Annotated in this window: 32 protein-coding genes; 27 read left to right on the top strand and 5 right to left on the bottom strand. The window is 39.7% G+C overall.

Annotation, left to right across the window (positions count from 1 at the left end; genetic code table 11):
• Window positions 1–701 precede the first annotated feature (701 nt).
• A complete protein-coding gene (locus ACFINS_RS02050) occupies window positions 702–1,268 on the bottom strand; it encodes a hypothetical protein (RefSeq protein ID WP_375633370.1) in 567 nt (188 codons plus the stop codon).
• Between the two features lie 1,850 nt (window positions 1,269–3,118).
• On the opposite strand from ACFINS_RS02050, the gene ACFINS_RS02055 reads away from it, so the two are divergent.
• The 20 genes from ACFINS_RS02055 (at window position 3,119) to ACFINS_RS02150 (ending at window position 14,484) form a co-directional block, all read left to right on the top strand.
• On the top strand, window positions 3,119–3,640 hold the full coding sequence (locus ACFINS_RS02055; protein ID WP_375621575.1) for a hypothetical protein: 522 nt from the start codon (window positions 3,119–3,121) through the stop codon (window positions 3,638–3,640).
• An 8-nt stretch (window positions 3,641–3,648) separates the two neighbouring features.
• On the top strand, window positions 3,649–4,203 hold the full coding sequence (locus ACFINS_RS02060; RefSeq protein ID WP_375611610.1) for a hypothetical protein: 555 nt from the start codon (window positions 3,649–3,651) through the stop codon (window positions 4,201–4,203).
• A gap of 48 nt (window positions 4,204–4,251) precedes the next feature.
• On the top strand, window positions 4,252–4,806 hold the full coding sequence (locus tag ACFINS_RS02065) for a hypothetical protein (protein WP_375630091.1): 555 nt from the start codon (window positions 4,252–4,254) through the stop codon (window positions 4,804–4,806).
• Window position 4,807: 1 nt separating this feature from the next.
• The gene (locus ACFINS_RS02070) at window positions 4,808–5,005 is read left to right on the top strand and encodes a hypothetical protein (protein WP_375647100.1); all 198 of its coding nucleotides are present in this window, start codon (window positions 4,808–4,810) and stop codon (window positions 5,003–5,005) included.
• A gap of 61 nt (window positions 5,006–5,066) precedes the next feature.
• Window positions 5,067–5,327 (top strand): hypothetical protein, encoded by a 261-nt coding sequence (locus ACFINS_RS02075; RefSeq protein ID WP_375705819.1) that lies wholly within the window; start codon window positions 5,067–5,069, stop codon window positions 5,325–5,327.
• Window positions 5,328–5,747: 420 nt separating this feature from the next.
• Window positions 5,748–6,041: a hypothetical protein gene (locus tag ACFINS_RS02080; RefSeq protein WP_375705820.1), complete on the top strand. Its 294-nt coding sequence runs from the start codon at window positions 5,748–5,750 to the stop codon at window positions 6,039–6,041.
• A 352-nt stretch (window positions 6,042–6,393) separates the two neighbouring features.
• Window positions 6,394–6,900 (top strand): hypothetical protein, encoded by a 507-nt coding sequence (locus ACFINS_RS02085; RefSeq protein WP_375705821.1) that lies wholly within the window; start codon window positions 6,394–6,396, stop codon window positions 6,898–6,900.
• Window positions 6,901–6,909: 9 nt separating this feature from the next.
• A complete protein-coding gene (locus tag ACFINS_RS02090; RefSeq protein WP_375611614.1) occupies window positions 6,910–7,461 on the top strand; it encodes a hypothetical protein in 552 nt (183 codons plus the stop codon).
• Window positions 7,462–7,518: 57 nt separating this feature from the next.
• Entirely contained in the window at window positions 7,519–8,076 is a 558-nt protein-coding gene (locus ACFINS_RS02095; RefSeq protein WP_375638886.1) for a hypothetical protein, read from the top strand.
• The gene (locus ACFINS_RS02100; RefSeq protein ID WP_375705822.1) at window positions 8,066–8,263 is read left to right on the top strand and encodes a hypothetical protein; all 198 of its coding nucleotides are present in this window, start codon (window positions 8,066–8,068) and stop codon (window positions 8,261–8,263) included. Before ACFINS_RS02095 ends, ACFINS_RS02100 begins: the two co-directional genes overlap by 11 nt.
• Before the next feature lie 11 nt (window positions 8,264–8,274).
• Complete coding sequence (locus tag ACFINS_RS02105) at window positions 8,275–8,619, top strand: hypothetical protein (RefSeq protein ID WP_375705823.1); 345 nt, start codon at window positions 8,275–8,277, stop codon at window positions 8,617–8,619.
• Between the two features lie 595 nt (window positions 8,620–9,214).
• Complete coding sequence (locus tag ACFINS_RS02110; RefSeq protein WP_375682157.1) at window positions 9,215–9,433, top strand: hypothetical protein; 219 nt, start codon at window positions 9,215–9,217, stop codon at window positions 9,431–9,433.
• A gap of 743 nt (window positions 9,434–10,176) precedes the next feature.
• Window positions 10,177–10,533 carry a hypothetical protein gene (locus ACFINS_RS02115; protein ID WP_375647068.1) on the top strand — a complete coding sequence of 119 codons (357 nt, stop codon included), beginning with the start codon at window positions 10,177–10,179 and terminating at the stop codon, window positions 10,531–10,533.
• Between the two features lie 230 nt (window positions 10,534–10,763).
• Entirely contained in the window at window positions 10,764–11,126 is a 363-nt protein-coding gene (locus ACFINS_RS02120; RefSeq protein ID WP_375705824.1) for a hypothetical protein, read from the top strand.
• Between the two features lie 230 nt (window positions 11,127–11,356).
• On the top strand, window positions 11,357–11,722 hold the full coding sequence (locus ACFINS_RS02125; protein ID WP_375627744.1) for a hypothetical protein: 366 nt from the start codon (window positions 11,357–11,359) through the stop codon (window positions 11,720–11,722).
• 28 nt (window positions 11,723–11,750) lie between these two features.
• Complete coding sequence (locus ACFINS_RS02130) at window positions 11,751–12,887, top strand: DUF6990 domain-containing protein (protein ID WP_375705877.1); 1,137 nt, start codon at window positions 11,751–11,753, stop codon at window positions 12,885–12,887.
• Between the two features lie 88 nt (window positions 12,888–12,975).
• Complete coding sequence (locus tag ACFINS_RS02135; protein ID WP_375689765.1) at window positions 12,976–13,350, top strand: hypothetical protein; 375 nt, start codon at window positions 12,976–12,978, stop codon at window positions 13,348–13,350.
• Between the two features lie 10 nt (window positions 13,351–13,360).
• Window positions 13,361–13,924 carry a hypothetical protein gene (locus tag ACFINS_RS02140; protein ID WP_375705825.1) on the top strand — a complete coding sequence of 188 codons (564 nt, stop codon included), beginning with the start codon at window positions 13,361–13,363 and terminating at the stop codon, window positions 13,922–13,924.
• A 15-nt stretch (window positions 13,925–13,939) separates the two neighbouring features.
• Complete coding sequence (locus ACFINS_RS02145; RefSeq protein ID WP_273790878.1) at window positions 13,940–14,116, top strand: hypothetical protein; 177 nt, start codon at window positions 13,940–13,942, stop codon at window positions 14,114–14,116.
• A gap of 224 nt (window positions 14,117–14,340) precedes the next feature.
• Entirely contained in the window at window positions 14,341–14,484 is a 144-nt protein-coding gene (locus tag ACFINS_RS02150; protein ID WP_375705826.1) for a hypothetical protein, read from the top strand.
• Between the two features lie 905 nt (window positions 14,485–15,389).
• Here the strand turns inward: ACFINS_RS02150 and ACFINS_RS02155 are convergent.
• The 3 genes from ACFINS_RS02155 to ACFINS_RS02165 form a co-directional block, all read right to left on the bottom strand.
• A complete protein-coding gene (locus tag ACFINS_RS02155) occupies window positions 15,390–15,566 on the bottom strand; it encodes a hypothetical protein (protein ID WP_375705827.1) in 177 nt (58 codons plus the stop codon).
• Window positions 15,567–15,704: 138 nt separating this feature from the next.
• Window positions 15,705–16,220, bottom strand: a complete 516-nt coding sequence (locus tag ACFINS_RS02160) for a short-chain dehydrogenase (protein ID WP_375638452.1) — start codon at window positions 16,218–16,220, stop codon at window positions 15,705–15,707.
• A gap of 18 nt (window positions 16,221–16,238) precedes the next feature.
• A complete protein-coding gene (locus ACFINS_RS02165; protein ID WP_375611626.1) occupies window positions 16,239–16,802 on the bottom strand; it encodes an NADPH-dependent FMN reductase in 564 nt (187 codons plus the stop codon).
• Between the two features lie 1,060 nt (window positions 16,803–17,862).
• Here ACFINS_RS02165 and ACFINS_RS02170 point away from each other — a divergent pair.
• The 7 genes from ACFINS_RS02170 to ACFINS_RS02200 all read left to right on the top strand — a co-directional run bounded on the left by ACFINS_RS02170 (window position 17,863) and on the right by ACFINS_RS02200 (window position 22,675).
• On the top strand, window positions 17,863–18,027 hold the full coding sequence (locus ACFINS_RS02170) for a hypothetical protein (protein WP_375638453.1): 165 nt from the start codon (window positions 17,863–17,865) through the stop codon (window positions 18,025–18,027).
• Between the two features lie 148 nt (window positions 18,028–18,175).
• Window positions 18,176–18,709, top strand: a complete 534-nt coding sequence (locus tag ACFINS_RS02175; protein WP_375705828.1) for a hypothetical protein — start codon at window positions 18,176–18,178, stop codon at window positions 18,707–18,709.
• A 292-nt stretch (window positions 18,710–19,001) separates the two neighbouring features.
• Window positions 19,002–19,592 carry a hypothetical protein gene (locus ACFINS_RS02180; protein ID WP_375705829.1) on the top strand — a complete coding sequence of 197 codons (591 nt, stop codon included), beginning with the start codon at window positions 19,002–19,004 and terminating at the stop codon, window positions 19,590–19,592.
• Window positions 19,593–19,843: 251 nt separating this feature from the next.
• Window positions 19,844–20,413 (top strand): hypothetical protein, encoded by a 570-nt coding sequence (locus ACFINS_RS02185; protein WP_375705830.1) that lies wholly within the window; start codon window positions 19,844–19,846, stop codon window positions 20,411–20,413.
• 6 nt (window positions 20,414–20,419) lie between these two features.
• Window positions 20,420–20,764 carry a hypothetical protein gene (locus ACFINS_RS02190; RefSeq protein WP_375705831.1) on the top strand — a complete coding sequence of 115 codons (345 nt, stop codon included), beginning with the start codon at window positions 20,420–20,422 and terminating at the stop codon, window positions 20,762–20,764.
• 354 nt (window positions 20,765–21,118) lie between these two features.
• A complete protein-coding gene (locus ACFINS_RS02195) occupies window positions 21,119–21,493 on the top strand; it encodes a hypothetical protein (protein ID WP_375705832.1) in 375 nt (124 codons plus the stop codon).
• Window positions 21,494–21,505: 12 nt separating this feature from the next.
• The gene (locus ACFINS_RS02200) at window positions 21,506–22,675 is read left to right on the top strand and encodes a DUF6990 domain-containing protein (RefSeq protein WP_375705833.1); all 1,170 of its coding nucleotides are present in this window, start codon (window positions 21,506–21,508) and stop codon (window positions 22,673–22,675) included.
• 918 nt (window positions 22,676–23,593) lie between these two features.
• On the opposite strand, the gene ACFINS_RS02205 is transcribed toward ACFINS_RS02200, so the two are convergent.
• The gene (locus tag ACFINS_RS02205) at window positions 23,594–23,917 is read right to left on the bottom strand and encodes a hypothetical protein (RefSeq protein WP_375611633.1); all 324 of its coding nucleotides are present in this window, start codon (window positions 23,915–23,917) and stop codon (window positions 23,594–23,596) included.
• Between the last annotated feature and the right edge of the window lie 649 nt (window positions 23,918–24,566).

Here is a 24,566-nt window from a genome sequence, read left to right on the forward strand (position 1 = left end):
GTGATGGGTGTGGAGGGTTATCGGTGCAGTTGTTGATGAGGGAGGAGATTGTTGGTAGGGGCTTTTTCTTTCGTTTAAGGGATGATGCTTTTAATTGTGTCAAAAATCAACGGGTTGTTTTAATGATAAGCTATTGATTTATAGTGGATATTTTATCATTATTTATCTTGAATGAGAAACCCAGATTATGCTGAAATAAAAGCCATAGCTCTTGTCCGTCATAAGATCAGAAGAGCCATATAGAATTGTACAAGAAAAGACGTAAAATGACGATAATGAATTGTCTGAAGAGCTAAGGATGTTGCGATATTGGGTGAAGTGTATGATGAGGGTGGTTTGTTACAATGGGGGTAGAGGGAAGAATGTTGCTGTTTTTTAAAGAGGGGGCAATATTTATCCTGTCCATGCCGTGAAATATTGTCCTTTGAGGCATGGATTAAGTGAGGCACTGGTAGGTATAAGGTTAAGTCTCTTTGACAGTTGAAGTATTTTTTTAAAGGGCGTGGTGGATATTTTTAAGCTTGTTTGTTGTGCGCTTTAAGCTTGTCAATCCCATGAAATTCTATGAAAGGGCATGCTCAGAGGTTCTCAAGTGTCATTTGCCAAAGGGGGACTTTATAAAGGCGCTGGTTATAAAGAGGCATGTTATAAAAGAAGGGGGAGAATCTTTATCCTGTGAGGGGGAGGAAATGATGGGTGTTTTAGCCAAGGCTCTTTTGGGTAGAACTGTCAAAATGTTTATAAAGGGCATCAAGAATAATACGCAACGAACCAACAAGATTAGGCAGCGGTTGATCTTCTATAACAAGATAGTGTAATGCCGCATGGAAGTTGTGTTGACGATGTAGATATTGTGCTTCTTTAATCGCTTCTTGCATAGCTTCATAGTGTTCCGTTGCTCTTTGGACCCATTGCTTTTTTGCTTTCTCATCTGATGCGCTGTGCGTAAAACCATCATAATAACCGTTTGGTAAACCTTTTGCACATAAATAGTCGTTTCTAATTTGCAAGTATTGTTGCGCCGTGTCATATTGCTCTTTACTGATGCCTGATGAAGCCTCTTTATAGCCAAGCAAACAAAGACGCCCAATATAGGTTCCGACAAGCGGATTTTTCGCTTCTTCGAAGCTTAAACCAAAGTGTTTTGCACGCATTTCAATCGCAGATTGAAGCGCAGATTCGCTGGAATTTTGGGCACGTGAAATACAGCTATTGGGCTCTCGCTTTCCTGTTATTTTCGATCTACCGCGTTTTTTACGTATTTTCATGAACTTAACCATTTGAATGAAAAAGAAACTGTCTGTTGATGGGGGACAGTGATGTAAAAAGCACTTGGCGCAAATATTGGGGGGAGCAAATACTTAAGAGGGGGAAAATACTTAAAAAGAGGAAAATACTTAAAAGGGGGAAAATACTGGGGGGGAGTGAGCAAATACCGGGAAATATCAGCCGTTGCAGATCAAAAAACAAACGATACTAAAGGCGTTTTAAATGCAAAGAAAAGCAACGGTGTGGGGCGAAAAAATCATCTTTAAGGTGGTTTCTTACCTTTTTTATCTTATCCCTATCAGTCTTATCTTCCGCCCCTGTCATGCTTATTTTTTTATTGCTAGCGGATTATTTGCTTTCTAAATATTTCTTAACTGTTCTTGAGAGATTGAAGGAAAATTTTTGTCAAATGTGAATGAAAAAATAACAATGGATTTCAAGGGCATGTCATCGTCTTTCTAATAGGAAGTTTTTTCTAATGGGATTATTTGTCTCTTTTTTCACGAGCGCTTTGTGGAAATTTTTCAATTCCACTTTTGAAAGGTCATTGTTTTCTTAAGTTGGAAGCTTTTTATTTGGGTTCTCTTATTTTTTTGTTGTTGGGCGCTTTCCCAAGATATTTGATATACATCACGCTGTTAAGCATACTTTTATCCTTTATAGGAGATATATTGTCTTCTGTTGAGTGGCAGAGAGCGGCAAAAAGCAAACCTCCGCATTCTATTATAATAGCATAAGATGCCCTATATTTTCAAATAAAATATCGTTTATCGGCTTAAAATAAACTGTGAATGATCTCGCTATTTTGTTTGGTGTATCCTTTGTAAGTATCCTTTATAGAGTATAAGTTTTCCGTTTTAATGGATCTCATCATAAGACGAGGGGATGTCGTTTAAAGGACGGAATGCATTATCGAAAGAGGCTGTTTTTATAAGAAGAAAATGCCTTTATAAAAAGATGCTTTTATAAGAGATGCCTTGATGAATGTAGGGGCTATACAAATGTAGGGGCTGTGAGATATTTCATCTTTAATGAAGAATTTTTAAAATGAAGCCTTTTTGATTAAGAAGCTTTCAAATGAGGATTAAGGTTGTTTGTCGCACGTTTTTTATACTGGATAATCGATTGCTTGTTTGACTTTGTTTTGTGTTGTGTTGCTTTTTAAAGAGCCATGTCTTAGGGCTCTCTTTTGCCCATTTTGCAAGGGTGCTCATGAAGGGTATAACGATAAAGTCCCCAATGAAATCCATATAAAGTTTGAATAATATAAAATCTATTGCACACTTCCATTTTTACGCTTGTGAAGAAGAAAGTCTATAGCATCACACATTTTGCCAGCTCTCATTGTTGCGGACAGCTCTTGGCATTTGAGGCGCTTCCTTAGAGGCATTTATCATCCTTTCTTAATGTTTTACTCTATATGGCTCTTTCTGCTTGTAACGCACAAGAGACATGGTTTGGGTTGATTTAATATGGAATAGGTTTGGAATAAGACAATCCTACGGTATTTAGGGTTCTCATTTAATATGAAAAACAATAAATTGTTATAAATCAGTGTATTGTTTGTAAACTTTACACATCAGATATTTCTTAGATTGAATATTTTTGCTTGTTGAGTTTTGTGAAACATTGTCTTTTGAAGTGTGGGTAATAGATAAGAGGATACAATGGCATTTGTGCTTGTAAGGTTTAGGGATTGTATGTTGTCACGTATGAGAAATTTTAAAAATAGACTTAAAGGGGCTTATAGCGCGTGTTTCATGGTGAAAAGAGTGCTAGATAAACCGGTTTTGCTGGTTGCATGTTCTCAAAGAGTGAGTGGGCATGTTAGAAGTGAGAAAATATCCGTATGATCGAAGATAAATCACAACACCAATCTGCCCATAAGGGAAATACGGCTTTTGCGTCACAGCCCGTGTTAAATCAGTGTGCGGTTTTCAAAAAATGGACGGCTCTCTCAAGAAAAGATTACGTCATCATTTTGTGTTTGGCTATCCTCTTGTTGGTGCTTTTTGCCGCGACTGTCTATATGAATCCTTTGGAGTTTTTTCACGTTATATCCAAAGAACAGTTTCAAGCACTGGGACAAATGGAACAAGGAGATCTTCGAAAAATGATTAAGGAGATCTTGAAACAGCCTTTTGAAAATAATCCTGCAATCGTGTTTTTGCGTGACGCGGGATGGAATAGTGTTTGGGCTTTTTTATGTCTCTTGCCGCAAATGATTTTTGGTGTTCTTGTGGTGTTCTTTCCACTCTTTTTTGTCTTTAACGCTATCTCTAAACGGGAGGTGAAGGAAATGATGAAGCTGTGGGATACATTGCCAGAGCAGCAACAGCTAGACAACCAATTTCTCAACAGAACACAATAGGAAAATAAGTGGCTGCTTCTTTTATAAGTACTTTTGTAATTTTGACTACAGTATGGTGGAGTACTGTCATGTTTCTCGGGGAGATCATGATACTTTTTTCTACTCTGATGACAATCTTGGTACTTTATTATTCTTTGATAAAACGGACAATATTGTTGTGTGGGATGCGGCGGAAATTAAAAAAGGGTGCATTACAGAATTTGGGGCATAATCAGAAAGTCAGCATAGGACAAAATACAGTTTTTGCAACAGAGCTCAGCTCCCTTTCTTTTAAAGAATCTTTGGAACTTTCAAGAAAAGATTATTGTATCATCTTTTTTCTAGCTTTCATTGTGATTGTGGTTTTCGCAGTTTTGCTCGCTTTTTTTGCTTTTTTTCCAAAATCTGTGATTTTTTTACACAATTATATGCCTCTATTGTTTAAGGTTGGCGTTTTTGGCATGCAGCTGCTGTTTTGGTTTTGTGCGTGTATTGTTGTCGCTTTACCTGTCATTTTAATCTTCCATAGTCTCCTTCATTATGGCGTGAAAAAAACAATAAAGAAATTAGAAATGGTTGCTTGAGAAGAGAATAAAAATGATGATTTCACATCAATGCGATAGGGGAAACACGTGACTATTGTTATAAAATTTTTGGCTTTTTTAGGGTTCACCATCATTGCCATTGTAATGTTTATGGTTATGATCCGGCTTCCTTACCGGTTGATCAAACATATCAGGTTATCTTTTAAACTCTCTCAAGACTTGAAAAAGAGTACAACGCAAAAAAAGCAAGCCATACAACAATTGTGCAATGATCTGGGAGAAATGAAAAGACACAATCTCGCCCATAAGACCCTTGATGCGACAATGCGCTTTCTTAACTTCAAAGAATTTCTGCCTCTTTCTTCAAAAGAATGTAAAATAATCTTTTTTATCTTTATCCTCTTTACTGTTTTGCAATCTGCTTTCTTTGTCGCAAATTTGGTATGGTGGAAGAGCGATATGGTCGGCGTTATCATGCAGCTGTTGAGCATTCTATGGTTTGGGCTTCTTCTCTTTTTTCCGATCATTGGGATCATGTGTATAAAATTAACGAGAAAATTGAACAAAAAACTTCAACAATTGAAAGAAGCAATACAACAACGCGATCAGGCAATTCGTATGAAGAATGGGCGTGGAGGATAAAATGACCAGTAGTCTTATAACATTAATGGCCTTTTCTTTCCTGTTCTTTATGGTCTTAAATGTTTTATTGTGGGTGCCAATCGTTGTCATTTATTACCTGTTTATCAAGCGTGCGCGGTTGTATTGCCGCGTGAAAAAGGAACTGAAATGCGTGCTGAATGAACGCGATATCGCCTTAAAACAGATCTCTCAAAAATAAAAAACAGCTTTCTCTTGTTTGGCAAGACTATAAAAAAATATGCTATCTTTCTACGGTCATAGTGACAGCTCCAACGGTTATAACTGTTGTCGTTAAGATATGGAGAGGGCAGGACTTTGTTTCTTTTGTCGTATTCGAGCCATTGGCATGGATGTTTGCCTGTACTTTTTTATTCTTACCGATTGTTTTTATTATGCGCTTTATCGTGACACGTCAGTTGAACAAAATGATACGGCAATTAGAAGAAGAGGTTGAGCAGAAAGGAGCTCCCGTCATATTATACGATGTGAGTGAGGGGAAAGTGAGCGAGGGGAAAAAGTGAAGAGAGGCTTTCGTTGAGCCTTGCTTTTGACTTGTTCATTAAGGAGCATGGGGTGCACTTCTCGTTTTATGCTTTTTTATATTTGTGTCGTGTTTTGAAAAGAATTGAGGCTCTTGCTTGAGTTGAGGCTTTTGTTTGAGTGGGGCTCTTGCTTGAGTGGGATTCTTGCTTGAGTGCTGAGGGGAAAGTGAAGAGGGGCTGCTCTTGGACTTTACTTGCTGTTGGTGTTTTCTTAAAGAGTGAAAATCTTGTAACTTATTTTCTTTTATCAAGCATAAAAATGTGTTTTACCAAGCGATATTGAGAGCGAAAAATCTATACTTAAAGCAAAAGATATTCTGGTGTTTGGGGAAAAAAAGCCCATTTTCTTGCAGGTGGAGAGGTAAGACGCATAGAGAAGACGCGCCAAAAGCACACGTTTTGCTCCATAGAAAGTGTAACAGTGCTTTTAAAGAGCCTGGGGTAGAGGGGGAAATTGAAAGAAAAGAGGGACATCTATTTATTTACGAGACCGTTATTTATTTACGAGACCGTGAAGGACAGTTTCTCTCTCTGGATGAAAAAGGTTTTGTGCAATTTGGTTATGGAATTGTGAGAGACGCTGGTATCCATGCGGCGGCTTGCCAAATGATTAATCCTTATCATTTGGGGGCTTTATCATTTTGGGGGGGCCAGATTGACAACGAGGCATTGAGGCAAAGGGGTGGATTTTAAGGCAAAGGGATTGAAATTTCTTGAGGAAGAGGTAAGCGTAGGGCGTGTCGTGTACTTGAGGAAGTTTTCGATGAGGCAATGAATGAGGTTGATTTGGGACTGAGGTTGATCTTGGCCGCGTGCTTGGCTTTCAAGATGGGGGCACCACCTTGGGGATAGGGGGGGGTGGCTTGTAAGCGCCTCACGTATAGTGCTTCATGTATAAGCGCGTATAGGGCAAATAAACAAAATACGTAGAGGGGATTTATAGTACTTGCATTACTCTGAGAAGGGTGCTAAGCGAATTTACCGCGCTGGTGGCGTGCTATCAAATATTGAAGAGTGGGAATTTTAGAAGTGGGGGAGTATCCGTATGATCGAAGATAAATCACAACACCAATCTGCCCATAAGGGAGATAAGGCTTTTGTATCGCAGCCAGTGTTGGATCAATCGGCAACTTTCAAAAAATGGATGATGCTTTCAACAGGCGATTATATCATCATTTGTTGTTTGGCTATCCTCTTGTTGGTGCTTTTTTCCGCGTCTGCCTATATGACCCCTTTGGAATTTTTTCACGTTATATCCAAGGAACAGTTCCAAGCACTGGGAAAAATGAAACAAGAAAGTTTTCAGGAAAGTCTTAAACACCCATTCCAAAATCCTATAATTCAGCATGTTCTTGATGCGGGGTGGAATAGTGTTTGGGCTTTTTTATGTCTCTTGCCGCAAATAATTTTTGGCGTTCTTTTTGGGTTGTTTCCGCTCTTTTTTGTCTTTAACGCCGTATTTAAACGGGATGTGAAGGAAATGATGCTACAATGGGAAACCTTACCAGAGCAGAAACAGCTAGACAACCAATCTCTTAACAGAAGACAATAGGGGGAAAAAGTGAGCGCTTCTTTAATCATTGGAATGTTGATTGCCGTAGGGACGGTAATTTTTATTTGTTCTGCAATTTTTATGGTATTCCTTTCTACCGTGGTGACAATCGTTGCACTTTATTATTCTTTGATAAAACGGACAATCTTGTTATTGGTGACGCAGCGAAAATTAAAAAAGGGTGCAGCGCAGAATTTGAGGCATAATCAGGCAGAGGGTAGGGGACAGAATACAGTTCTTGCAACACAGTTGCGTGCCTTTTCTTTTCAAGAATCTTTGCTTCTCTCAAAAAAAGATTATTTTATGATCTTTTCTATCGCCTTCGTTATGGTTGCACTTAGCACAGGTGTTGTCGTTTTTTCAGCTTTTCTTCCAAAATCTGCGGTTTTTTTGCACAATTACGTGCCTATGATAGTGCTTCACATTATTGATTTTGTCATGCGACTGCTGTTTTGGGTCTGGACATGTATTGTTGTTTCTTTACCTGTCATTTTAATTCTCCATAGTCTCCTTCAGTATGGCGTGCAAGAAACAGTAAAGGAATTAGAAACATTTGCTTGAGAAGAAAATAAAAATGATGATTTCACATCAATGCGATAGGGAAAAAAAGGGAGCATTATGATGCAGCATTTGGCTTTTTTAGGGTTCATTATCATTGCCATTTTAATGGTTATGGTTATGGTTAGGCTTCCTTACCTGTTGATCAAATATATCAGGTTATCTTTTAAACTCGCTCAAGGCTTGAAAAAGAGTACGACGCAACAAAAGCAAGCCATACAACAATTGCGCAATGATCTGGGAGAAATGAAGAGACACAATCTCGCCCATAAGACCCTTGATGCGACAATGCGCTTTCTTAACTTCAAAGAATCTCTGCCTTTTTATTCAAAAGAATGTAAAATAATCCTTTTTATCCTTATTCTCTTTTCTGTTTTCCAATCTGCTTTCTCTATCGCAAATTTTGTATGGTGGAAAAATGATAGTGTTGCCTTTATCATGCAGCTGTTGAGCCTTATATGGTTAGGGGTTCTTCTCTTTTTTCCGATCATTGGGATCATGTGTATAAAATTAACGAGAAAATTGAACAAAATACTTCCACAATTGGAAGAAGCGATACAACAACGCGATCAGGCAATGCGTATGCAGAATGTGGAAGGGGGACAAAATGACGAGTAGTCTTATAACATTAATAGCCATTTCTTTCCTGTGTTTTACGCTCTTAAATGTTTTAATGTGGGCGCCAATCGTTGTCATTTATTACCTGTTTATCAAGCGTGCGCGGCTTTATTGTCGCGTGAAAAAGGAACTGAAATGCGTGCTGAATGAACGCGATATTGCCTTAAAACAGAACTCCCCAAAATAAAAAGCAGCAGAATGTTTGATAAAAAGCAGCTTTCTCTTGTTTGGCAAGACTATAAAAAAATATTCTATCTTTCTACGGTCATGGCGACTGCTCCAATAGTTATAACTGTTGTCGTTAAGATATGGAGAGGGCAGGACTTTGTTTCTCTTGTCGTATTCGAGCCACTGGCATGGCTGCTTGCCTGTACTTTTTTATTCTTACCGATTGTTTTTATTATGCGTTTTATCGTGACCCGTCAGTTGAACAAAATGATACGGCAATTAGAAGAAGAGGTTGAGCAGAAAGGAGCTCCCGTCATATTATACGATGTGAGTGAAGGAAAAGTGAGTGAGGGAAAAGTGAGCGAGGGAAAGTGAGCGAGGGGAAAATGAGCGAGGGGAAAATGAGCGAGGGGAAAATGAGCGAGGGGAAAATGAGCGAGGGGAAAATGAGCGAGGGGAAAAAGTGAAGAGAGGCTTTCGTTGAGCCTTGCTTTTGACTTGTTCATTAAGGAGCATGGGGGACACTTCTCGTTTTATGCCTTTTTATATTTGTGTCGTGTTTTGAAAAGAATTGAGGCTCTTGCTTGAGAGGTGCTCTTGCTTGAGTGGTACTTTTGCTTGAGTGGTACTTTTGTTTGAGTGGGATTTTTGTGAGCTTTTAAGGGGAAAGTGAAGAGGGGCTGCTCTTGGACTTTACTTGCTGTTTCTGTTCTCTTAAAGAGTGAAAATCTTGTAACTTATTTTCTTTTATCAAGCATAAAAATGTGTCTTACCAAGCGATATGGAGAGCGAAAAATCTATATTTAAAGCAAAAGATATTCTGGTGTTTGGGGAAAAAGAACCCATTTTCTTGCAGGTGGAGGCAAGGCGCATAGAGAAGGTGAGCCAAAAGCACACGTTTTGATCAAGACTTTTTGCTCCATAGCAAGTGTAACAGTGCTTTTAAAGAGCCTGGGGTAGAGGGGGAAAATTGAAAGAAAAGAGGGACATTTATTTATTTACGAGACTGTTATTTATTTACGAGACCGCTAAGGACAGTTTCTCATCTCTGGATGAAAAAGGTTTTGTGCAATTTGGTTATGGAATTGTTGGAGACGCTGGTATCCATGCTGCGGCTTGCCAAATGATTAATCCTTATCATTTGGGGGCTTTATCATTTTGGGGGGCCAGATTGACAACGAGGCATTGAGGCAAAGGGGTGGATTTTAAGGCAAAGGGATTGGAAATTTTTGAGGAAGAGGTAAGCGTAAGGCATTTATGCTGTGTACTTGAGGAAGTTTTTGATGAGGGCAATGAATGAGGTTGATCTGGGACTGAGGTTGATCTTGGCCGCGTGTTTGGGCTTTCAATATGGGGGCACCACCTTGGGGAAAGGAAATTGTTCTATCTCTCAAGTGGCTTCTTCTTTACTTGCACACCCTTGTGGTTTTGACATTGCTTGGTGATGTTAACATTTGGCAGCTTTCTCATAAAAGCTTTATGGAAGATGAAAGTTTGGGCTTTGAAAAAAATATCGAAAAAATCAATTTGGGCCGGTTTTGTTGATGATTTAAATCGTCATAAAGACAAAGCAACCTCGTTACGATTTTCTTGCACTCGTTTGCTTCTTCTTTGGAAAGCAGCTTATCTTCCTGAAAATAAAAAGAGCACTTAGAATTTTAGAGTCAGAGACCCAAATTTGTGCAATAGAAGAAGATATTTTTATGAAAATTTGATCGAGGAGAAAAGAGAAGCCTTAAGATAATAGGGGGTACACTGTGAGTGATGAAAACATGATGTTTGAAGTTGATGAAAAAAAAGCACCCCTGATATTGTCTTTATAAAAAATGAGGGATACAAGCGCTTGATATTGATGAACCCTCATTCATTGTGAGGACGAAAGCTTCGGTTCATGAAAATGGCTTAAAAATTGAGACAAATGAGGGGTAAAAAATGAGGGGCAATGGAAAAAATGCACCATTGGATGAAGAGTTACGGTCTTTTTCGCTGGAAGAAGCGTTTTTGACAAGCAAAAATTATAAAGTCATCTTTTGCATTGCTTTCATTGTGTCAGCTTTTATAATGGCATTCTTTATGTTTTTTAAGTGGGATTTGACAGGGTGGTGGAATTATATCCTGTTCATTTTAACATTAATATTGGTTTTTATATCAATGCTTCTTTTTGTGCTCATTCCTGTTGCCTTTGTGGTCCGTATCATCTTTACGCGTTTGTTGAAAAAAAAGATTGATAAGTTGGATCAAGAAATCTGGCAGCGAAGAAAAACGGCTTACCAACAAAACAGCGTGTGAAGGGAGGGCAGAAAATGAATACTGGTCTTTATATATTCTCATGCGTTGTAGGAGAGACCTTCTCTTCGTGCGATGTTTGAAGGTGATGGAAAAAAATGCACCCTTGATATTGTCTTTATAAAAGATGAAGGATACAAGCGCTTGATATTGATGAGCTCTCATTCATTGTGAGGACGAAAGCTTCGGTTCATGAAAATGGCTTAGAAATTGAAACAAATGAGGGATAAAAAATGAGGGGCAATGGAAAAAAATCACCATTGGATAAAGAACCACGGTCTTTTTCGCTGGAAGAAGCGTTTTTGACAAGCAAAAATTATAAAGTCATCTTTTGCATTGCTTTCATTGTGGCAGCTTTAAGAACGGCTCTCTTCATACCAATGTGGCTTGAGTGGAAGTTGGCGGGGTGGGAAGGGGATGTCATAACAGTTCTCTTTTGCATCGTGCAGGTTATATTAGATTTAATTTTTGTACTCATTCCTGTTGCCTTTGTGGTCCGTATCATCTTTACGCGTTTGTTGAAAAAAAAGATCGATATGTTGGATCAAGAAATCTGGCAGCGAAGAAAAACCGCTTCTCAACAAAACAGCGCGTGAAGGGCGGGCAGAAAATGAATACTGGTCTTTATATATTCTCATGCGTTGTAGGAGAGACCTTCTATTCGTGCGATGTTTGAAGGTGATGGAAAAAAATGCACCCTTGATATTGTCTTTATAAAAGATGAGGGATACAAGCGCTTGATATTGATGAACTCTCATTCATTGTGAGGACGAAAGCTTCGGTTCATGAAAATGGCTTGAAAATTGAAACAAATGAGGGATAAAAAATGAGGGGCAATGGAAAAAATTCACCATTGGATAAAGAACCACGGACTTTTGCGCTTGAAGAAGCGTTTCTGACACGCAAAAATTATAAAGTCATCTTTTGTATTGCTTTCATTGTGGCAGCTTTAAGAATGGCTCTTCGCTTCGTACCCATGTTGCTTGGGTGGAAGTTGGCGGAGTGGGAAGGGGATGTCGTGGCAGCTCTCTCGTTAATTATGGAGCTTATATCATGGTTTATTTTTTTGTTCATCCCTGTTGCCTTTGTGGTTCGTATCATTTTCACGGTTCTGTTGAAAGAAAAGATCGATATGTTGGAGCAAGCAATCTGGAAGCGGAGAAAAACCGCTTCTCAACAAAACAGCGCATGAAGGGGCGGAGAAAATGATAGATATTAAAATGATGGATATTATTGTTGTACTCTCGTGGGGTATGGGCTTGACGCTTTTCACGCTGCTTTCTGCTGTGGTCATGATGTTTATTTGGGCATTGTATTACTCTACTTTCAAGCGGGTGAAACTGTATTGCCAAGTGACAAAAGAATTAAGCCGCGTGCTTGAACAACCTGTCGCTTTTGAGCCGTCTAGTGGAGCAATGCCGATGATTAAGCTGTTATCTGAGGAAAAAGAGTTTTCTCTTTCTGATGAAGAAATCTTAACGATGGAAAGTGCAACGGCGCTTTTAAAGAGTTTGGGGTGGAAGGTGGAAATTGAAGGAAAAGGAGATCATTTGGCCACCTATTATTTACCAGATCGTGAAGTGCAGTTTCTTTATAATGCTGAGAAGGGGTATCCGCGATTTGATTGTGCAATTGCGGTGGTTTCTGGTATCCATGCGGCGGCTTGCCAAACGATAGACCCTTATAATTCTGGAGGCTTGATTGCTCTTGAATTGAGTTTTGATGTGAAGGGGTTGGAAATTTTTGAAGAAAAGGTAAGCGTTGGATGTTTACGTCGTGCACTCGAGAAAGCTTTAGATGAGGCAATGACTGAGGTTGATCTTGGCAAGATGCTTCACTCTCAATATAGAATCCTGCCTTGGGAAAACAAAACGGTGGTCCCTCGGTTGGCTTCTTATTCCCTGCGTTATCTTGCGGCTCTGGCTTTGATGGGCGATGTTGAAACCTTACACTCTTATCACAAAAGCTTTATAGAAGGTGAGAAGCTGGGCTTTGAGGCAAGCATTGAAGAAGAGCATCTGGAACGCGCAATGGTGATCGCTCAGGCGGTAGAAAAGACAAAGCAACCCAGTTACGATTTGCTTCAACAGGCGGCAAAGGATTTTTCCATGGAGGTAGAAAGCTATGAATATTTTAGAGCTACAGATCCCAATTTGTGCAATAGAAGAAGAGATTCTTATGAAAAATTGATCGAGGAAAAAAGACAAGAATTAAGGCAACAGGGATATTTTGTTTATGAAAAGGACGCGATTTGTGAGGTTGATGGAAAAAACTATCGTCCTCATATTCTTTACATAAAGGATGGGGAGTTAGAATATATGGATGTAGAAATTAGGATTGATGAAAAAATTTATTGAGAAAAATAAAGAGTTTAGATAATTTAAAAAGAGCTTAAACCTAAAAATAATGCGTAAAAAGCGCGAAGCGTAAAAGCAGAGGGGAACAATGCAGGAGAAAAAAGCAACATTTGAAGAGTCTTTCTTTTCATTTAGAAAATTTATGGTGTCTTCAGTGGAAATGCGTAAAGGGGTGGGACGGTGTAAAATAATAGGGCACCGCTTTTTTATCATGTTTTGTACATGCCTTATCATGATGGCTTTAGAAGTTCCTGCGGGTGCAAAGTCTCTGGTACAGCCGTTGCAATGGACAAGATGGGAAGGAATTGGTTCTCTTATTTTTCTCTTACCAGTGTTGATATGGTTTTGTCTTCTCACACCCCTTTCTATTTTGTGGGGGATTTGTCGTTTTAAAGAGCGTAAATTGGAAAAAATAAAGAAAAAACTAAAAGAAAAAATAAAGCAGCAAGAGATTAATCAATGAGGTTATACGCATGAGGAGTGAGATCGCGGTTTTTATTTTTTTTCTGCCGATTGGATGTTTTTTTCTAAATGCAGTTACAGTTTTTGCCATTTTTGTGAATATGATTATTGTGGCGCCTTATTATTCTTTAATCAAGCGTTTGAGGCTCTATTACAGAGTGAAAAAACAAAGACGTTTGATGAAAGAACATCCACAGCGTTTTTGTTTCTTTGAAAAAAGCGGAAAAGAAAAAGAGAGAGTGCCGCAAAACTTAACACTAGAAACACAGATAAGTTTCTATTCGTTAAAAAAATGGCTCGCTTTTTCACGCAAAGATTATATCCTCCACGCATGCCTTTCTTTCATCATTATGTTTTTCAAAGCTTATGTCTATGTGATTTTCTTTAAAGAGATAGATGAGATCAGATTTGAATATTTTGTCATTCTCTTGCTTTTCTGGTTTTTTTTATCGGTATGTATTTTTGCAACGATCCCTGTTGTTGTGATCCTTCGTGAAATTTTAACCCATCGATTGAAAAAGAAGATTCAGCAGTTGGAAGAAGTGACTGAAGCAACCCAATCAATCAATTTATAAAGGGAAGGGGATAAAATGCATTACGAAATGGCGGCAGCTTGGACGGTGATTTTGATCATTCTGCTGGGGGGTGTTTTTGATTTTTTCTTAACAATACCCATTGTGGCACTGTATATTTCTTTTATCAAGCGTTTGATCTCGTATTACAAGGTTACCAAACAATTAAACGCAGCGCTGAAAAAGCGCATGTAGTGCTCGTGTCATGGGGGAGGCGTAAGTTTTAGATCATGCCATTGCTTCACGGCTTGGGGAGAGGGCATCGATTGTTTTTCTCATTTTACGCTGATCTCTGGGGGAAAAGGGCTGTTGGCAATGAATAGGCTGATGATAGGTTTGTAATAGGCTTGTATAGGCTTTAATGGGGCGGTTTATCGGAAGTTTTGTTGTTTTCTGTGAATTTGCAAAATCGTAAAAACGTGAAACTGCAAAAAGGCGTGTGGTTGCTCAAGAGCCGTGATGGTTGTGGGGAGGATATGGGGAGAAAAGGTGCCAATGGAGGCGTAATGGTTGGATTGTGCAATGCGTCAAAATTGGAATGGGGTAATGGGGAATTGGGGTAATGGAGGGCGTTGGGGGAAAAGGGTTGATGGCAATGAATAGGCTTGTATAGGCTTGTAATAGGCTGATGATAGGCTTTAATGGGGCGGTTTATCGGCAGTTTGCTTGTTTTCTGTAAATTTGCAAAATTGTAAAAACGTGAAACTGTAATAGGGCGTGTGGTTGCTCAAGGGCTGTGACGGTTGTGGGGAGGATATGGGGTAAAGAGGGTGCCAATGGAGGCGTAAAGGTTGGATTGTGCAATGCGTCAAAATTGGAATGTGGGAATGGGGGATTGGGGGAATGGAGGGCGTTGGGGGAAAAGGGCTGTTGGCAATGAATAGGCTGATGATAGGTTTGTAATAGGCTGGTGATAGGCTTGTATAGGCTTTAATGGGGCGGTTTATCGGCAGTTTGCTTGTTTTCTGTAAATTTGCAAAATCGTAAAAACGTGAAACTGCAAAAAGGCGTGTGGTTGCTCAAGAGACGTGATGGTTGTGGGGAGGATATGGGGTAAAGAGGGTGCCAATGGAGGCGTAAAGGTTGGATTGTGCAATGCGTCATTGGAATGGGGGATTGGGGAATTGGGGTAATGGAGGGCGTTGGGGGAAAAGGGAAGTGTGTGTGGAATGGTGTTGAAAAGATAAGGAAAATAAAGTGCGCGTGTGGCACTGTATATTTCTTTATCAAGCGTTTGATCTCTTATTACAAGGTTACCAAACAATTAAACGCAGCGCTGAAAAAGCGCATGTAGTGCTCGTGTCATGGGGGAGGCGTAAGTTTTAGATCATGCCATTTCTTCACGGCTTGGGAGGAGGGCATCGATTGTTTTTCTCATTTTACGCTGATCTCTGGGGGAAAGGACTAATGGCAATGAATAGGCTGATGATAGGTTTGTAATAGGCTGATGATAGGCTGGTGATAGGCTTTAATGGGGCGGTTTATCGGCAGTTTGTTGTTTTCTGTGAATTTGCAAAATCGTAAAAACGTGAAACTGTAAAACGGTGTGTGGTTGCTCAAGAGCTGTGATGGTTGTGAGAAGGGGATAAGCCCGTGTGAGAAGGGTTAGAAAAACGTTTGGTTTTGGAGCTGTTGATATAGGCATGCTGTTTAGAGGCGTAAGGGAGGGGATTGTTCGTTCTCAAAGCCTATGATGTAAGAGAGTATGGGCTATTCAAGAGGGTGTTCGGGTATGGATAGAGATTGAAGGGGTACTGCTTCTTTGCAAAGCCATAGGTATTGATCATAAGTTTTGTTTATTCATATGGTTTTTTATGGCATCCAGTACCTGTTGGCTTATCTCCTTATGGGTCAGCCATCGTAAACCTTTGGGCGTTGTTTTTTGTCCTAATTGAATGGGGATAAAATCAACCTTGTTTTTGCGCGCGCACTCGAGGATCATTTGATCATGCATGTTGGAACCAAAAATATGAAGAATACATGGCGGTTTAGGCAAAAGAGCCAACTGCTCAATTAATGCGCAAGAAAATGCATAGGCGGGCGAATGAATCCATAATATGCAATATTTTAGATCATGCCATTGCTTCACAGCTTCTAAAAATTGCGCCTTTGATGCCGCACAATCATAATCCAACGACACGCACAACTGTTTGTTGTGCAATGCCTCAAGCTGGACTTTATGGGAAAGAAAGCGTGCAGCAATAATCACTTTTTGCGGCTCTAGTGATTGATACAAAGGGGCAAGCATCCCTGTGCCCCCTACCACTAAATAACGATAGTGCGCATCCTTTTTTTTCATGCCCCCTCCCTTATTGCTTTAAATCCCACCTCTTTGCTTTAAAAATGTGTACATTTCATCAGCAAGTCTTTCACAACGTGTTTGTACCTCTTCACTTATAACTTTCCAAGTACGACCTTCATCATCTGAGGAAAAATCTTCGTTGGAAGAGGCGATTTGACATTGGAGTGTATAACCATAAAGCGTGTGCACCACCGGCACTAAATGTTCACACGGTTGTGCGCATTTTTTGGCCGTACTCCCATGAGAGATAAGTCCAACAGGTTTATTTAAAAAGGCATTATAGCTCAAATTATCAAGAGCATTTTTTAAAACACCCGAATAAGATCCTTGATAAACAGGGCTTGCTAGAATAACGCCATCAGCCGCGGCAATGGTTTTGACAAACTCACGGACCGCAGCACTTGGATTAGCCTCTACCTGCTGATGATAATCGGGATCTGTCATCGGCAAGGGCTGTTCACGCAAATCAACCCAATGAAGTGATGCACCCCGCTTTATGAGGCAATCCGCTAAATAACTGGCTAAAGTTCTTGTTAAGGAAGGTTGACGCACAGACCCCAAAATAATTGCTATATTCAACAGGATTCTCCTTTATCTTTTCCCCACAAGCCTATAACGCAAGGCTTATAAAGAAGTGTGAGTAAAATGATGCGTATCATTATGCTGTTTATAAAGAGCAATTGTGATGATATCGCATCATCATAGAATCAGTTCATGCTAACAAGATTGTTAACAAAACAACACCTCAAACTTGCAAGGGAATGTTAGTGCTTTCATTAATATTAAAATGCTTGATCTCAAGAATTGCGGCTGTCTCTCTGTCTTAGAAGCGCTTTTATGAATATATTCTAAGCTATTGGCTTGCAAGAACTCTAATGAAAAATGGAATGTATCGTCATATTTTGAATGTTCATTGATCCTTTTTAATTGGAATAAGAAAGTTGTAAGATTTTCTCATTTCAAATGCTCTTATTGCGCGATCAATTTGCGCATCAATGGAAGTTCCTTTTTTCATGTCTTAAGTGGGCGGAAAACAATAGAGAAAAGAATAAAAATGCTTCTGTCTTTTCAAGGGATAAAGGCTATCGTAGAAGCTAGATAGGGCTGTTTGTAGGGGGCAGCGGTATGGCTGTTGTAGAAGGGGTGGTGGGTATGGCTGTTGTAGAAGGGGTGGTGGGTATGGCTGTTGTAGGGGGGGTGCGGGTAAAGGCTGTTGTAGAGGCAGCGGTATGGCTGTTGTAGGGGCAGCGGTATGGCTGTTGTAGGGGGGGGCGGGTAAAGGCTGTTGTAGGGGCAGAGCGGTATGGCTGTTTGTAGGGGGGGTGCGGGTAAAGGCTGTTGTAGAGGCAGTGGTATGGCTGTTTGTAGGGGCAGAGCGGTATGGCTGTTTGTAGGGGGCAAGTGGGTATGGCTGTTTGTAGGGGCAGAGCGGTATGGCTGTTTGTAGGGGGCAGAGCGGTATGGCTGTTTGTAGGGGGCAGTGGGTATGGCTGTTTGTAGGGGGCAGTAGGTATGGCTGTTTGTAGGGGCAGAGCGGTATGGCTGTTGTAGGGGCAGAGCGGTATGGCTGTTGTAGGGGGCAGTGGGTATGGCTGTTTGTAGGGGCAGAGCGGTATGGCTGTTGTAGGGGCAGAGCGGTATGGCTGTTGTAGGGGCAGTGGGGGGTATGGCTGTTTGTAGGGGCAGAGCGGTATGGCTGTTTGTAGGGGGCAGTGGTATGGTTGTTGTCGGGAGCCTTAGGGTAATGGGGGTGATGCGCGTTGGTTTGGAAGTGTTGAGAGATTTCTTTAAAACAAGCACGTGAATTGGCAAAAATATTGGCAACATGAATATGCAATACGAGTATTCTCTGAGGTATTCTGTTTGACCATAATGGATGCAATTGTGCTTGAGAGATTATGCGTGTCCTTATAAAAGTTAGGGACAAACAGTTGCATAAAAGGGAAGAGCAAATGAAGGGGGAAAATTCCACATTTTATAACAAACGGTGCTCTGTTGTTTTTGGAAAATCATTTCGTTCTTATAAAGATCATATGATTATTTGTCTTATTTCTATCCTTGTTGGGATAGGTTATAAAGCTCTTTTGATTCCATTAGAAGCCAAGTGGCCGTTGAGTGTATCACAGGATAGCACTCTTTTGGCGCTCTTTGTGCTGCGTGAAGTCATCATGGTTGTTGTTGTTGCCTTGATGCCTGTTTTATTGGTGCTTTATCTCATCTTAATGTATTTGTTGAAAAAAAAGATTCAGCAGTTAGAAGAGGCTATCCAGCAACGGGGTCACACAATCGATCAACAAAATAATCCAGTAAAAAACAATAGAGAAAAAATAAGCTGTTTTTTTATCGTATACTTTTGGTTGATATTTCTGCTAAACGTCTTTTTTCCTGCGGGTGTTGTCATGCTCATTTTGGAATTTTACTATTTTGTTTTCAAGCGCGTGAGAACGTATCGTAAAGTGAGACGGGCATTAAAACGCGTAAGATAAAGAGAGTGACAAGGCGCTTTTGTAGCTATCGTGAGGGGTAAGAGGCAATGTTTAGAAGCTCTCGTGACACAAGAAGAGGGGATGGTTGGAAAATCATCTGGCAAAGAGGATAGCCTATTTTCGTTTGTAATGAGGAGGATGCTCTTAATCATTGGGAAGAGTAACCGCGCTTTTAGAAAGTTGGGGGGTTTTATTAAAAATAAGGAAAGCGCCATGCATCGCACTTTTCGTGGTTCTTAAAAAAGCGGGCATGAGATAAAGAAATGCATTTTTCATAAAAAAAGGAAGAGCAATGAAGGGGAAAAAGTCAGAATTTTATTCAGCATTTTATAATGAACTACGCTATTTTTTTGGGAAAGATTATTTTTCTGTGCGAGAGCATGTTGTCATTTGGTTCCTCTCGCTCATTATTGAGTTGTGCAACAGGATTTTCTTTCTCTCATCTTTGGGTAGCCAAGAGAACTTGACAGGGTGGTGGGATACACCTCTTTTTCTCTCTCTGTATGCGTTTTGGAAAGTTATTACAGTGTGTGTTTGGGTCTTGTTCCCAGTTATGTTTATACTCTGCTTCATATTGCGGCGTTTGTTGGTAAAAAATATTCGGAAATTGAAAGGAATAGATCAGCAACGGGGTAAAATAACCGATCAAAAGGATCGATATAAAGAAAGTGTGAAGTGGAAAATGGACGATATTCTTGTTACAATATTCAGTTTCGTGCTTGTGTTCGTGACAGTGTGGTTTGCTGCTATTCCCGTGGGGATTTTACAACTTTATTATGGTGTCTTTAAGCAGGTGAGAAAGTATCGTAGAATGAGACGGCTACTAAAACGCGTAATATCAAAGAGAGTGACAAGGCGCTTTTGTAGCTATCGTGAGGGGTAAGAGGCAATGTTTAGAAGCTCTCGTGACACAAGAAGAGGGGATGGTTGGAAAATCATCTGGCAAAGAGGATAGCCTATTTTCGTTTGTAATGAGGAGGATGCTCTTAATCATTGGGAAGAGTAACCGCGCTTTTAGAAAGTTGGGGGGTTTTATTAAAAATAAGGAAAGCGCCATGCATCGCACTTTTCGTGGTTCTTAAAAAAGCGGGCATGAGATAAAGAAATGCATTTTTCATAAAAAAAGGAAGAGCAATGAAGGGGAAAAAGTCAGAATTTTATTCAGCATTTTATAATGAACTACGCTATTTTTTTGGGAAAGATTATTTTTCTGTGCGAGAGCATGTTGTCATTTGGTTCCTCTCGCTCATTATTGAGTTGTGCAACAGGATTTTCTTTCTCTCATCTTTGGGTAGCCAAGAGAACTTGACAGGGTGGTGGGATACACCTCTTTTTCTCTCTCTGTATGCGTTTTGGAAAGTTATTACAGTGTGTGTTTGGGTCTTGTTTCCAGTTCTGTACATACTCTTCATAACATTGTGGCTTTTGTTGAGAAAAAATACTCAAAAATTGAAAGAAATAAACCAGCAACGGGGTAAAATAACCGATCAAAAGGATTGGTATAAAAAAGGCGATAGAGAAAAATGGAGTGATATTCTTGTTACAATATTCGGTCTCGTGCTTATGTGCGTGACATTGGTGGTTGCTTGTATTCCTATGATGATTTTACAACTTTATTATGGTGTCTTTAAGCAGGTGAGAACGTATCGCTGTTTAAGAAAAGAACTGAAAAACGTCTTGCAAGAAACAGGATACAGCGCTTGAGAAGTCATGAGAGGGAAAAATAATGAAGAAATTATGAGAGATTCAGCCTTTATAGGGATTGCTCTCTATACCATTTTGCCTTTGATATGTTTTGGTGTTTTTTATGGGGTGTCCGTAAACATTGCTTTAAAGGAGCAGTGTTGGGTGGCATTGAGTGGAAGAAAAGCCGATTATGGATCAGTGTTGATTAAAGGGAATAAGAGCCCGTGGGGTTTAGAGCCTAGAGTGAGTGCTTGGGACTTACTTTATCGTTTGAGGCGTGAGGAAGGAACGGTTTTGCTTGTAGGGGCGCGCGGTATATGGGTTGTTTTCGTATTTTTAGGAGCCTTGTTCATTCAAGCTTTGAAATGAATCCTATTGAAGGTGGGGATGCAGGGTCATTTTCTTGAAAATAGGAGAATTTTTAGGAAGAAAAAGCTGAATTGTGACTATTGTTTATAGATTGGCGTGGTTTGAAAATCTTCACTATTTGAGATGTGAGGAAGGTAAGAGGGTGGCAAGGTAGCAGGAATATTATAATTTTTATTATGACGTAAGCCATAACGGCCTGTGTACTTTTCTTGATTTCGGTGATATTTGGGTTTTGCATCATCATAATGCGAAAATTGGAAAAAAAGATCCAGAAACGAGAAGAAGCAATCTCGGTGTGATAGCAAATAAGCTCTCTGTCACACGGGGTCTTTTCAAAGAGTGAGAGGGGAATACATGAAGGAGCAAAATTGGGCATCAGAGCAAGAAACGCATAAAGGAGCGCATTCTTTTTCGCTCCAGCACGTGTTGCTCTCAGCAAAGGATTATAAAATTATCTTTGCTATTACGGTTCTCATTGTCATGTGGAGAATGGTTCTAGAAATACCAGGTGTATTAAATTGGCAGCTGACAGGGTGGCAATATGTTGTGCATGCCGTTCTCTTTAAAACGACGGTCGCCATAACGGTCTGTGTCATTATTTTTATTCCGGTTATGTTACGGCTTCGCACCAAAGTGACGGGTGAGTTGCAAAAAAATATTCAGAAACTAGAAGAAGCAATCTCGGTGCGAGAGCACATAAGCTCTCTGTCGCACGGGTTGTGTAAATAGTGAGGGGGGAACATGAACTTTGATCCTATAGCCGTATTTCTATTAGATCCCGAGTTCTGGGTATTTATTGTTATTTGCATGATCATTATCATGCTTGTTTTAGCTCTTTATACCTCTGTCTTTAAACGGATGAAAATGAATTTCCAAGTGAAAGGCGAGCTGGAAAGAGTGCTTCAAGAAAATGATCTTGCAACGCAGCAGTTTTGGAAAGATGAAGCCGTGCTGCAGGAGAGGCGTTTGCAACTAAAGGAAAAGGAAAAAGAACCCTTTGTCGGTTATGATGATGATGAAATTCTCACGATAGAAAGTGCAACAGCGCTTTTAAAAAGCTTGGGGTGGTCTGTGGACATCGAGGGAAAAGGAGATTATTTGGCAACCCTCTTTTTACCCGATCGTGAAGTGCAGTTTCTTTATAACGAAAAACACGTGGAAGAATTTTCCCCGTTTGATCGCGGGCTTTTAATTATGAGCGGTATTTTTGCGGCGGCTTGTCAGACGATTAATCCGCATAATTCTGGGGTTTTGCCAACAGTATTTATGAATTTTGTACCCAATGGATTGGAAATTTTTGAAGAAAAAGTGAGCGTCCAGCTTTTAAAGAAAGCACTCGATACAACTTTAAAATGGACAATGGAAGATGATTCTTTGCATGAAATGTTTCGCTCTCAATATGGTATTCCCCCTTGGGAAAAAGATTCTTTATCATGGGCAACGGATGGAGACGTAGAGTTCGCACCTTATGCTTTGCTGCATCTTGCTGCTCTTGCCTTGCTGGGCGATGTTGAAACTTTAGCTTCTTATGATGAAAGTTTTACGGCAGGGGAGAAGCTTGGCTTTGATGAAACCATTGAAAAAGTCCATTTGGAACGCGCGATGGTGATTGCTCAAGAAGTGAAAAGGGAAGGAAAGTTCAGTTACGATCTACTGGAACGGGTTGCTGAGAAGTGGTCCATAGCCATGGACTATCAGCTTTTCAGAGTGAGATCCCCTAATACGTGTAATCAAAAACGCGCTTTGCATAAAAAATTAGTCGAGGAGAAAAAACAAGAATTAAGGGAACAAGGGTTTGAAGGGGTGAGTGATGAACAGTTCGTGTTTGAAGCAGAGGGGGTAAAACATGCTCCTGATATTACTTATATTAAAGATGGTAAAATCGCATTTATGGATATAAAAATTGATTAGTTTATTCTCCTGTTGAAGAAAAGCACTTTTATTTAAAAGATGTGAAAGCGTCTCAATCATGGCGCTTTCACATCTTTCTTACCAGAGCAAAATAAAGGGTTCGAAAAATCAAGAATAATAGCCAAGATTTTAAAAAATAGACTGGAAATGGCTTGATCCTCAAGAATAGGGGAAAAAATCAATTATAAATTCTACTCTCTTCTTTAAGATGGTTTTGTTGTTTTGTTAGAAAATTCTCATAAATCATTGCTTATTCAAGCGCCTTATTTAAGCGGTATGAGGGGAAGGTCCATTGACTAAAGGCGCTATGGGGAAGCTCTATTGACTAAAGTGCTATGGGAGGGAAGCTAGGGGGTAGAGCCGGGGGTAGAGCCTTTGTCATTTGAGGTGAGAGGAAGGCAAAAAATGGCATTTTTGAGCAGTGTTAAGCTCTTTTGCCTTTGAGGTGTTTTTTGTCTTTCTAAGAAGTCCTTGCCAATGAAGCAGCGCTTGTTAAGCTTCAACAGTGTTTCAGTATGGTGATATTGATATAAAAAGTTATGGTGTTTTTGTGTTTTTCAGTCTGTTTCATGGAGATCTGGAAGCCAATTCGATGACGTAGGGGATGCATGGTCATTTTCTTGAAAACAGAAGAATTTTTGGGAAGAACAAGAAGATTGCGGACCCTTATTTACTAAAGTGCTATGGGAGCGAAGCTAGGGAGTTAGAGCCTTTGTCATTTGAGATGTGAGACAAGTAAAAATGGCACTTTTGAAGGCGATGATATTTGGCCAATAAAAATAAAAACACAATAAAAACTAAACTAAAACAAAGGAAAAATTAAACTAAAAAAGGCCCTATTTTATAAAGGGCCTTTTTATTTAAATTTTACAATATATACAAAATGTATATAACCTTACTTTAAGAACTTTTTGTATCTTATATTCTAGTAGCAACAAGTTGTACGAAATATATAATAAGTGATCCTAAAAAACCAGCTAGTGCATTCAATAAATTTTCTGCTTTATCGTATATATCGTCGATTGATGCTTGTTCTGATGCGCTTCTATTACTGACTCTCAGTATATTCAATGTATCCGATGTGTCCCTTACTTGTTTAACAAAATGTAAATTTGTTTTATCAATAGTATAAGGAGCAACAATAGGAGAGGGTTGTTTATTGACTATACGATCAGATTTTTGAATCGCGAGAGCTAAACCACTTGTAATAGCCCCAGCTATGAAAAAATATCTGATATTCATAGTTTTTCTCCTATATTTATTTCGATAAATAAATATCGATACGTATCATATATAAATTCGATTTAAATAACTATAGTAAAAATACAACAATCACAAAAAAGAATAAACTTTGTCTATATTTTGACAAAATTTACTCTTAATTGCCTTAATGAATTCTTTCAGATTCGATTTTATGAAGGCGTAAAAAAGTTTGAAAGCTCTGTAGGCAAGTGGAATCCCATAAGGTGGGTGATACAATGGTTGCTAGCAAACTTCTTTTTGTGCCTTTGACCAAGGATTCATAAAAATGAGGGTTCATAAAAATGAGATGCGATGAAAATTGAGTAAAACCCTTGAAGGGAAGGATTCACTCTATTGAAGGCGGAGTGCATCTTTTCCATGGATTGGATACTGCCTTATGAGGGTTTGGCAGTCTCCGTTGAGGGGAAGGATGCACTCTTTTTGAGGGCTAGAGTGCATCCTCTTATAGATTGGATACTGCCTTTATGAGGGTTGAGGCGGTCTCCGTTGAGGGGAAGGATGCACTCTTTTTGAGGGCTAGAGTGCATCCTCTATAGATTGGATACTGCCTCATGAGGGTTGAGGCGGTCTCCGTTGAGGGGAAGGATGCACTCTTTTTGAGGGCTAGAGTGCATCCTCTATAGATTGG

The sequence above is a fragment of the Bartonella sp. AA2SXKL genome (assembly GCF_042197205.1).
Lineage (GTDB): Bacteria > Pseudomonadota > Alphaproteobacteria > Rhizobiales > Rhizobiaceae > Bartonella.

Coding starts and splice junctions, on each gene's coding strand:
- ACFINS_RS02055 (WP_375621575.1), top strand. CDS start 3,119: ATGATCGAAGATAAATCACAACACCAATCTGCCCATAAGGGAAATACG.
- ACFINS_RS02085 (WP_375705821.1), top strand. CDS start 6,394: ATGATCGAAGATAAATCACAACACCAATCTGCCCATAAGGGAGATAAG.
- ACFINS_RS02145 (WP_273790878.1), top strand. CDS start 13,940: ATGCATTACGAAATGGCGGCAGCTTGGACGGTGATTTTGATCATTCTG.
- ACFINS_RS02170 (WP_375638453.1), top strand. CDS start 17,863: ATGGCTGTTGTAGGGGCAGTGGGGGGTATGGCTGTTTGTAGGGGCAGA.
- ACFINS_RS02180 (WP_375705829.1), top strand. CDS start 19,002: ATGAAGGGGAAAAAGTCAGAATTTTATTCAGCATTTTATAATGAACTA.
- ACFINS_RS02155 (WP_375705827.1), bottom strand. CDS start 15,566: ATGCCTATATCAACAGCTCCAAAACCAAACGTTTTTCTAACCCTTCTC.
- ACFINS_RS02185 (WP_375705830.1), top strand. CDS start 19,844: ATGAAGGGGAAAAAGTCAGAATTTTATTCAGCATTTTATAATGAACTA.
- ACFINS_RS02115 (WP_375647068.1), top strand. CDS start 10,177: ATGAGGGGCAATGGAAAAAATGCACCATTGGATGAAGAGTTACGGTCT.
- ACFINS_RS02120 (WP_375705824.1), top strand. CDS start 10,764: ATGAGGGGCAATGGAAAAAAATCACCATTGGATAAAGAACCACGGTCT.
- ACFINS_RS02100 (WP_375705822.1), top strand. CDS start 8,066: ATGACGAGTAGTCTTATAACATTAATAGCCATTTCTTTCCTGTGTTTT.
- ACFINS_RS02205 (WP_375611633.1), bottom strand. CDS start 23,917: ATGAATATCAGATATTTTTTCATAGCTGGGGCTATTACAAGTGGTTTA.
- ACFINS_RS02175 (WP_375705828.1), top strand. CDS start 18,176: ATGAAGGGGGAAAATTCCACATTTTATAACAAACGGTGCTCTGTTGTT.
- ACFINS_RS02200 (WP_375705833.1), top strand. CDS start 21,506: ATGAACTTTGATCCTATAGCCGTATTTCTATTAGATCCCGAGTTCTGG.
- ACFINS_RS02190 (WP_375705831.1), top strand. CDS start 20,420: ATGAGAGGGAAAAATAATGAAGAAATTATGAGAGATTCAGCCTTTATA.
- ACFINS_RS02105 (WP_375705823.1), top strand. CDS start 8,275: ATGTTTGATAAAAAGCAGCTTTCTCTTGTTTGGCAAGACTATAAAAAA.
- ACFINS_RS02095 (WP_375638886.1), top strand. CDS start 7,519: ATGATGCAGCATTTGGCTTTTTTAGGGTTCATTATCATTGCCATTTTA.
- ACFINS_RS02050 (WP_375633370.1), bottom strand. CDS start 1,268: ATGAAAATACGTAAAAAACGCGGTAGATCGAAAATAACAGGAAAGCGA.
- ACFINS_RS02125 (WP_375627744.1), top strand. CDS start 11,357: ATGAGGGGCAATGGAAAAAATTCACCATTGGATAAAGAACCACGGACT.
- ACFINS_RS02160 (WP_375638452.1), bottom strand. CDS start 16,220: ATGAAAAAAAAGGATGCGCACTATCGTTATTTAGTGGTAGGGGGCACA.
- ACFINS_RS02070 (WP_375647100.1), top strand. CDS start 4,808: ATGACCAGTAGTCTTATAACATTAATGGCCTTTTCTTTCCTGTTCTTT.
- ACFINS_RS02140 (WP_375705825.1), top strand. CDS start 13,361: ATGAGGAGTGAGATCGCGGTTTTTATTTTTTTTCTGCCGATTGGATGT.
- ACFINS_RS02195 (WP_375705832.1), top strand. CDS start 21,119: ATGAAGGAGCAAAATTGGGCATCAGAGCAAGAAACGCATAAAGGAGCG.
- ACFINS_RS02130 (WP_375705877.1), top strand. CDS start 11,751: ATGATGGATATTATTGTTGTACTCTCGTGGGGTATGGGCTTGACGCTT.
- ACFINS_RS02135 (WP_375689765.1), top strand. CDS start 12,976: ATGCAGGAGAAAAAAGCAACATTTGAAGAGTCTTTCTTTTCATTTAGA.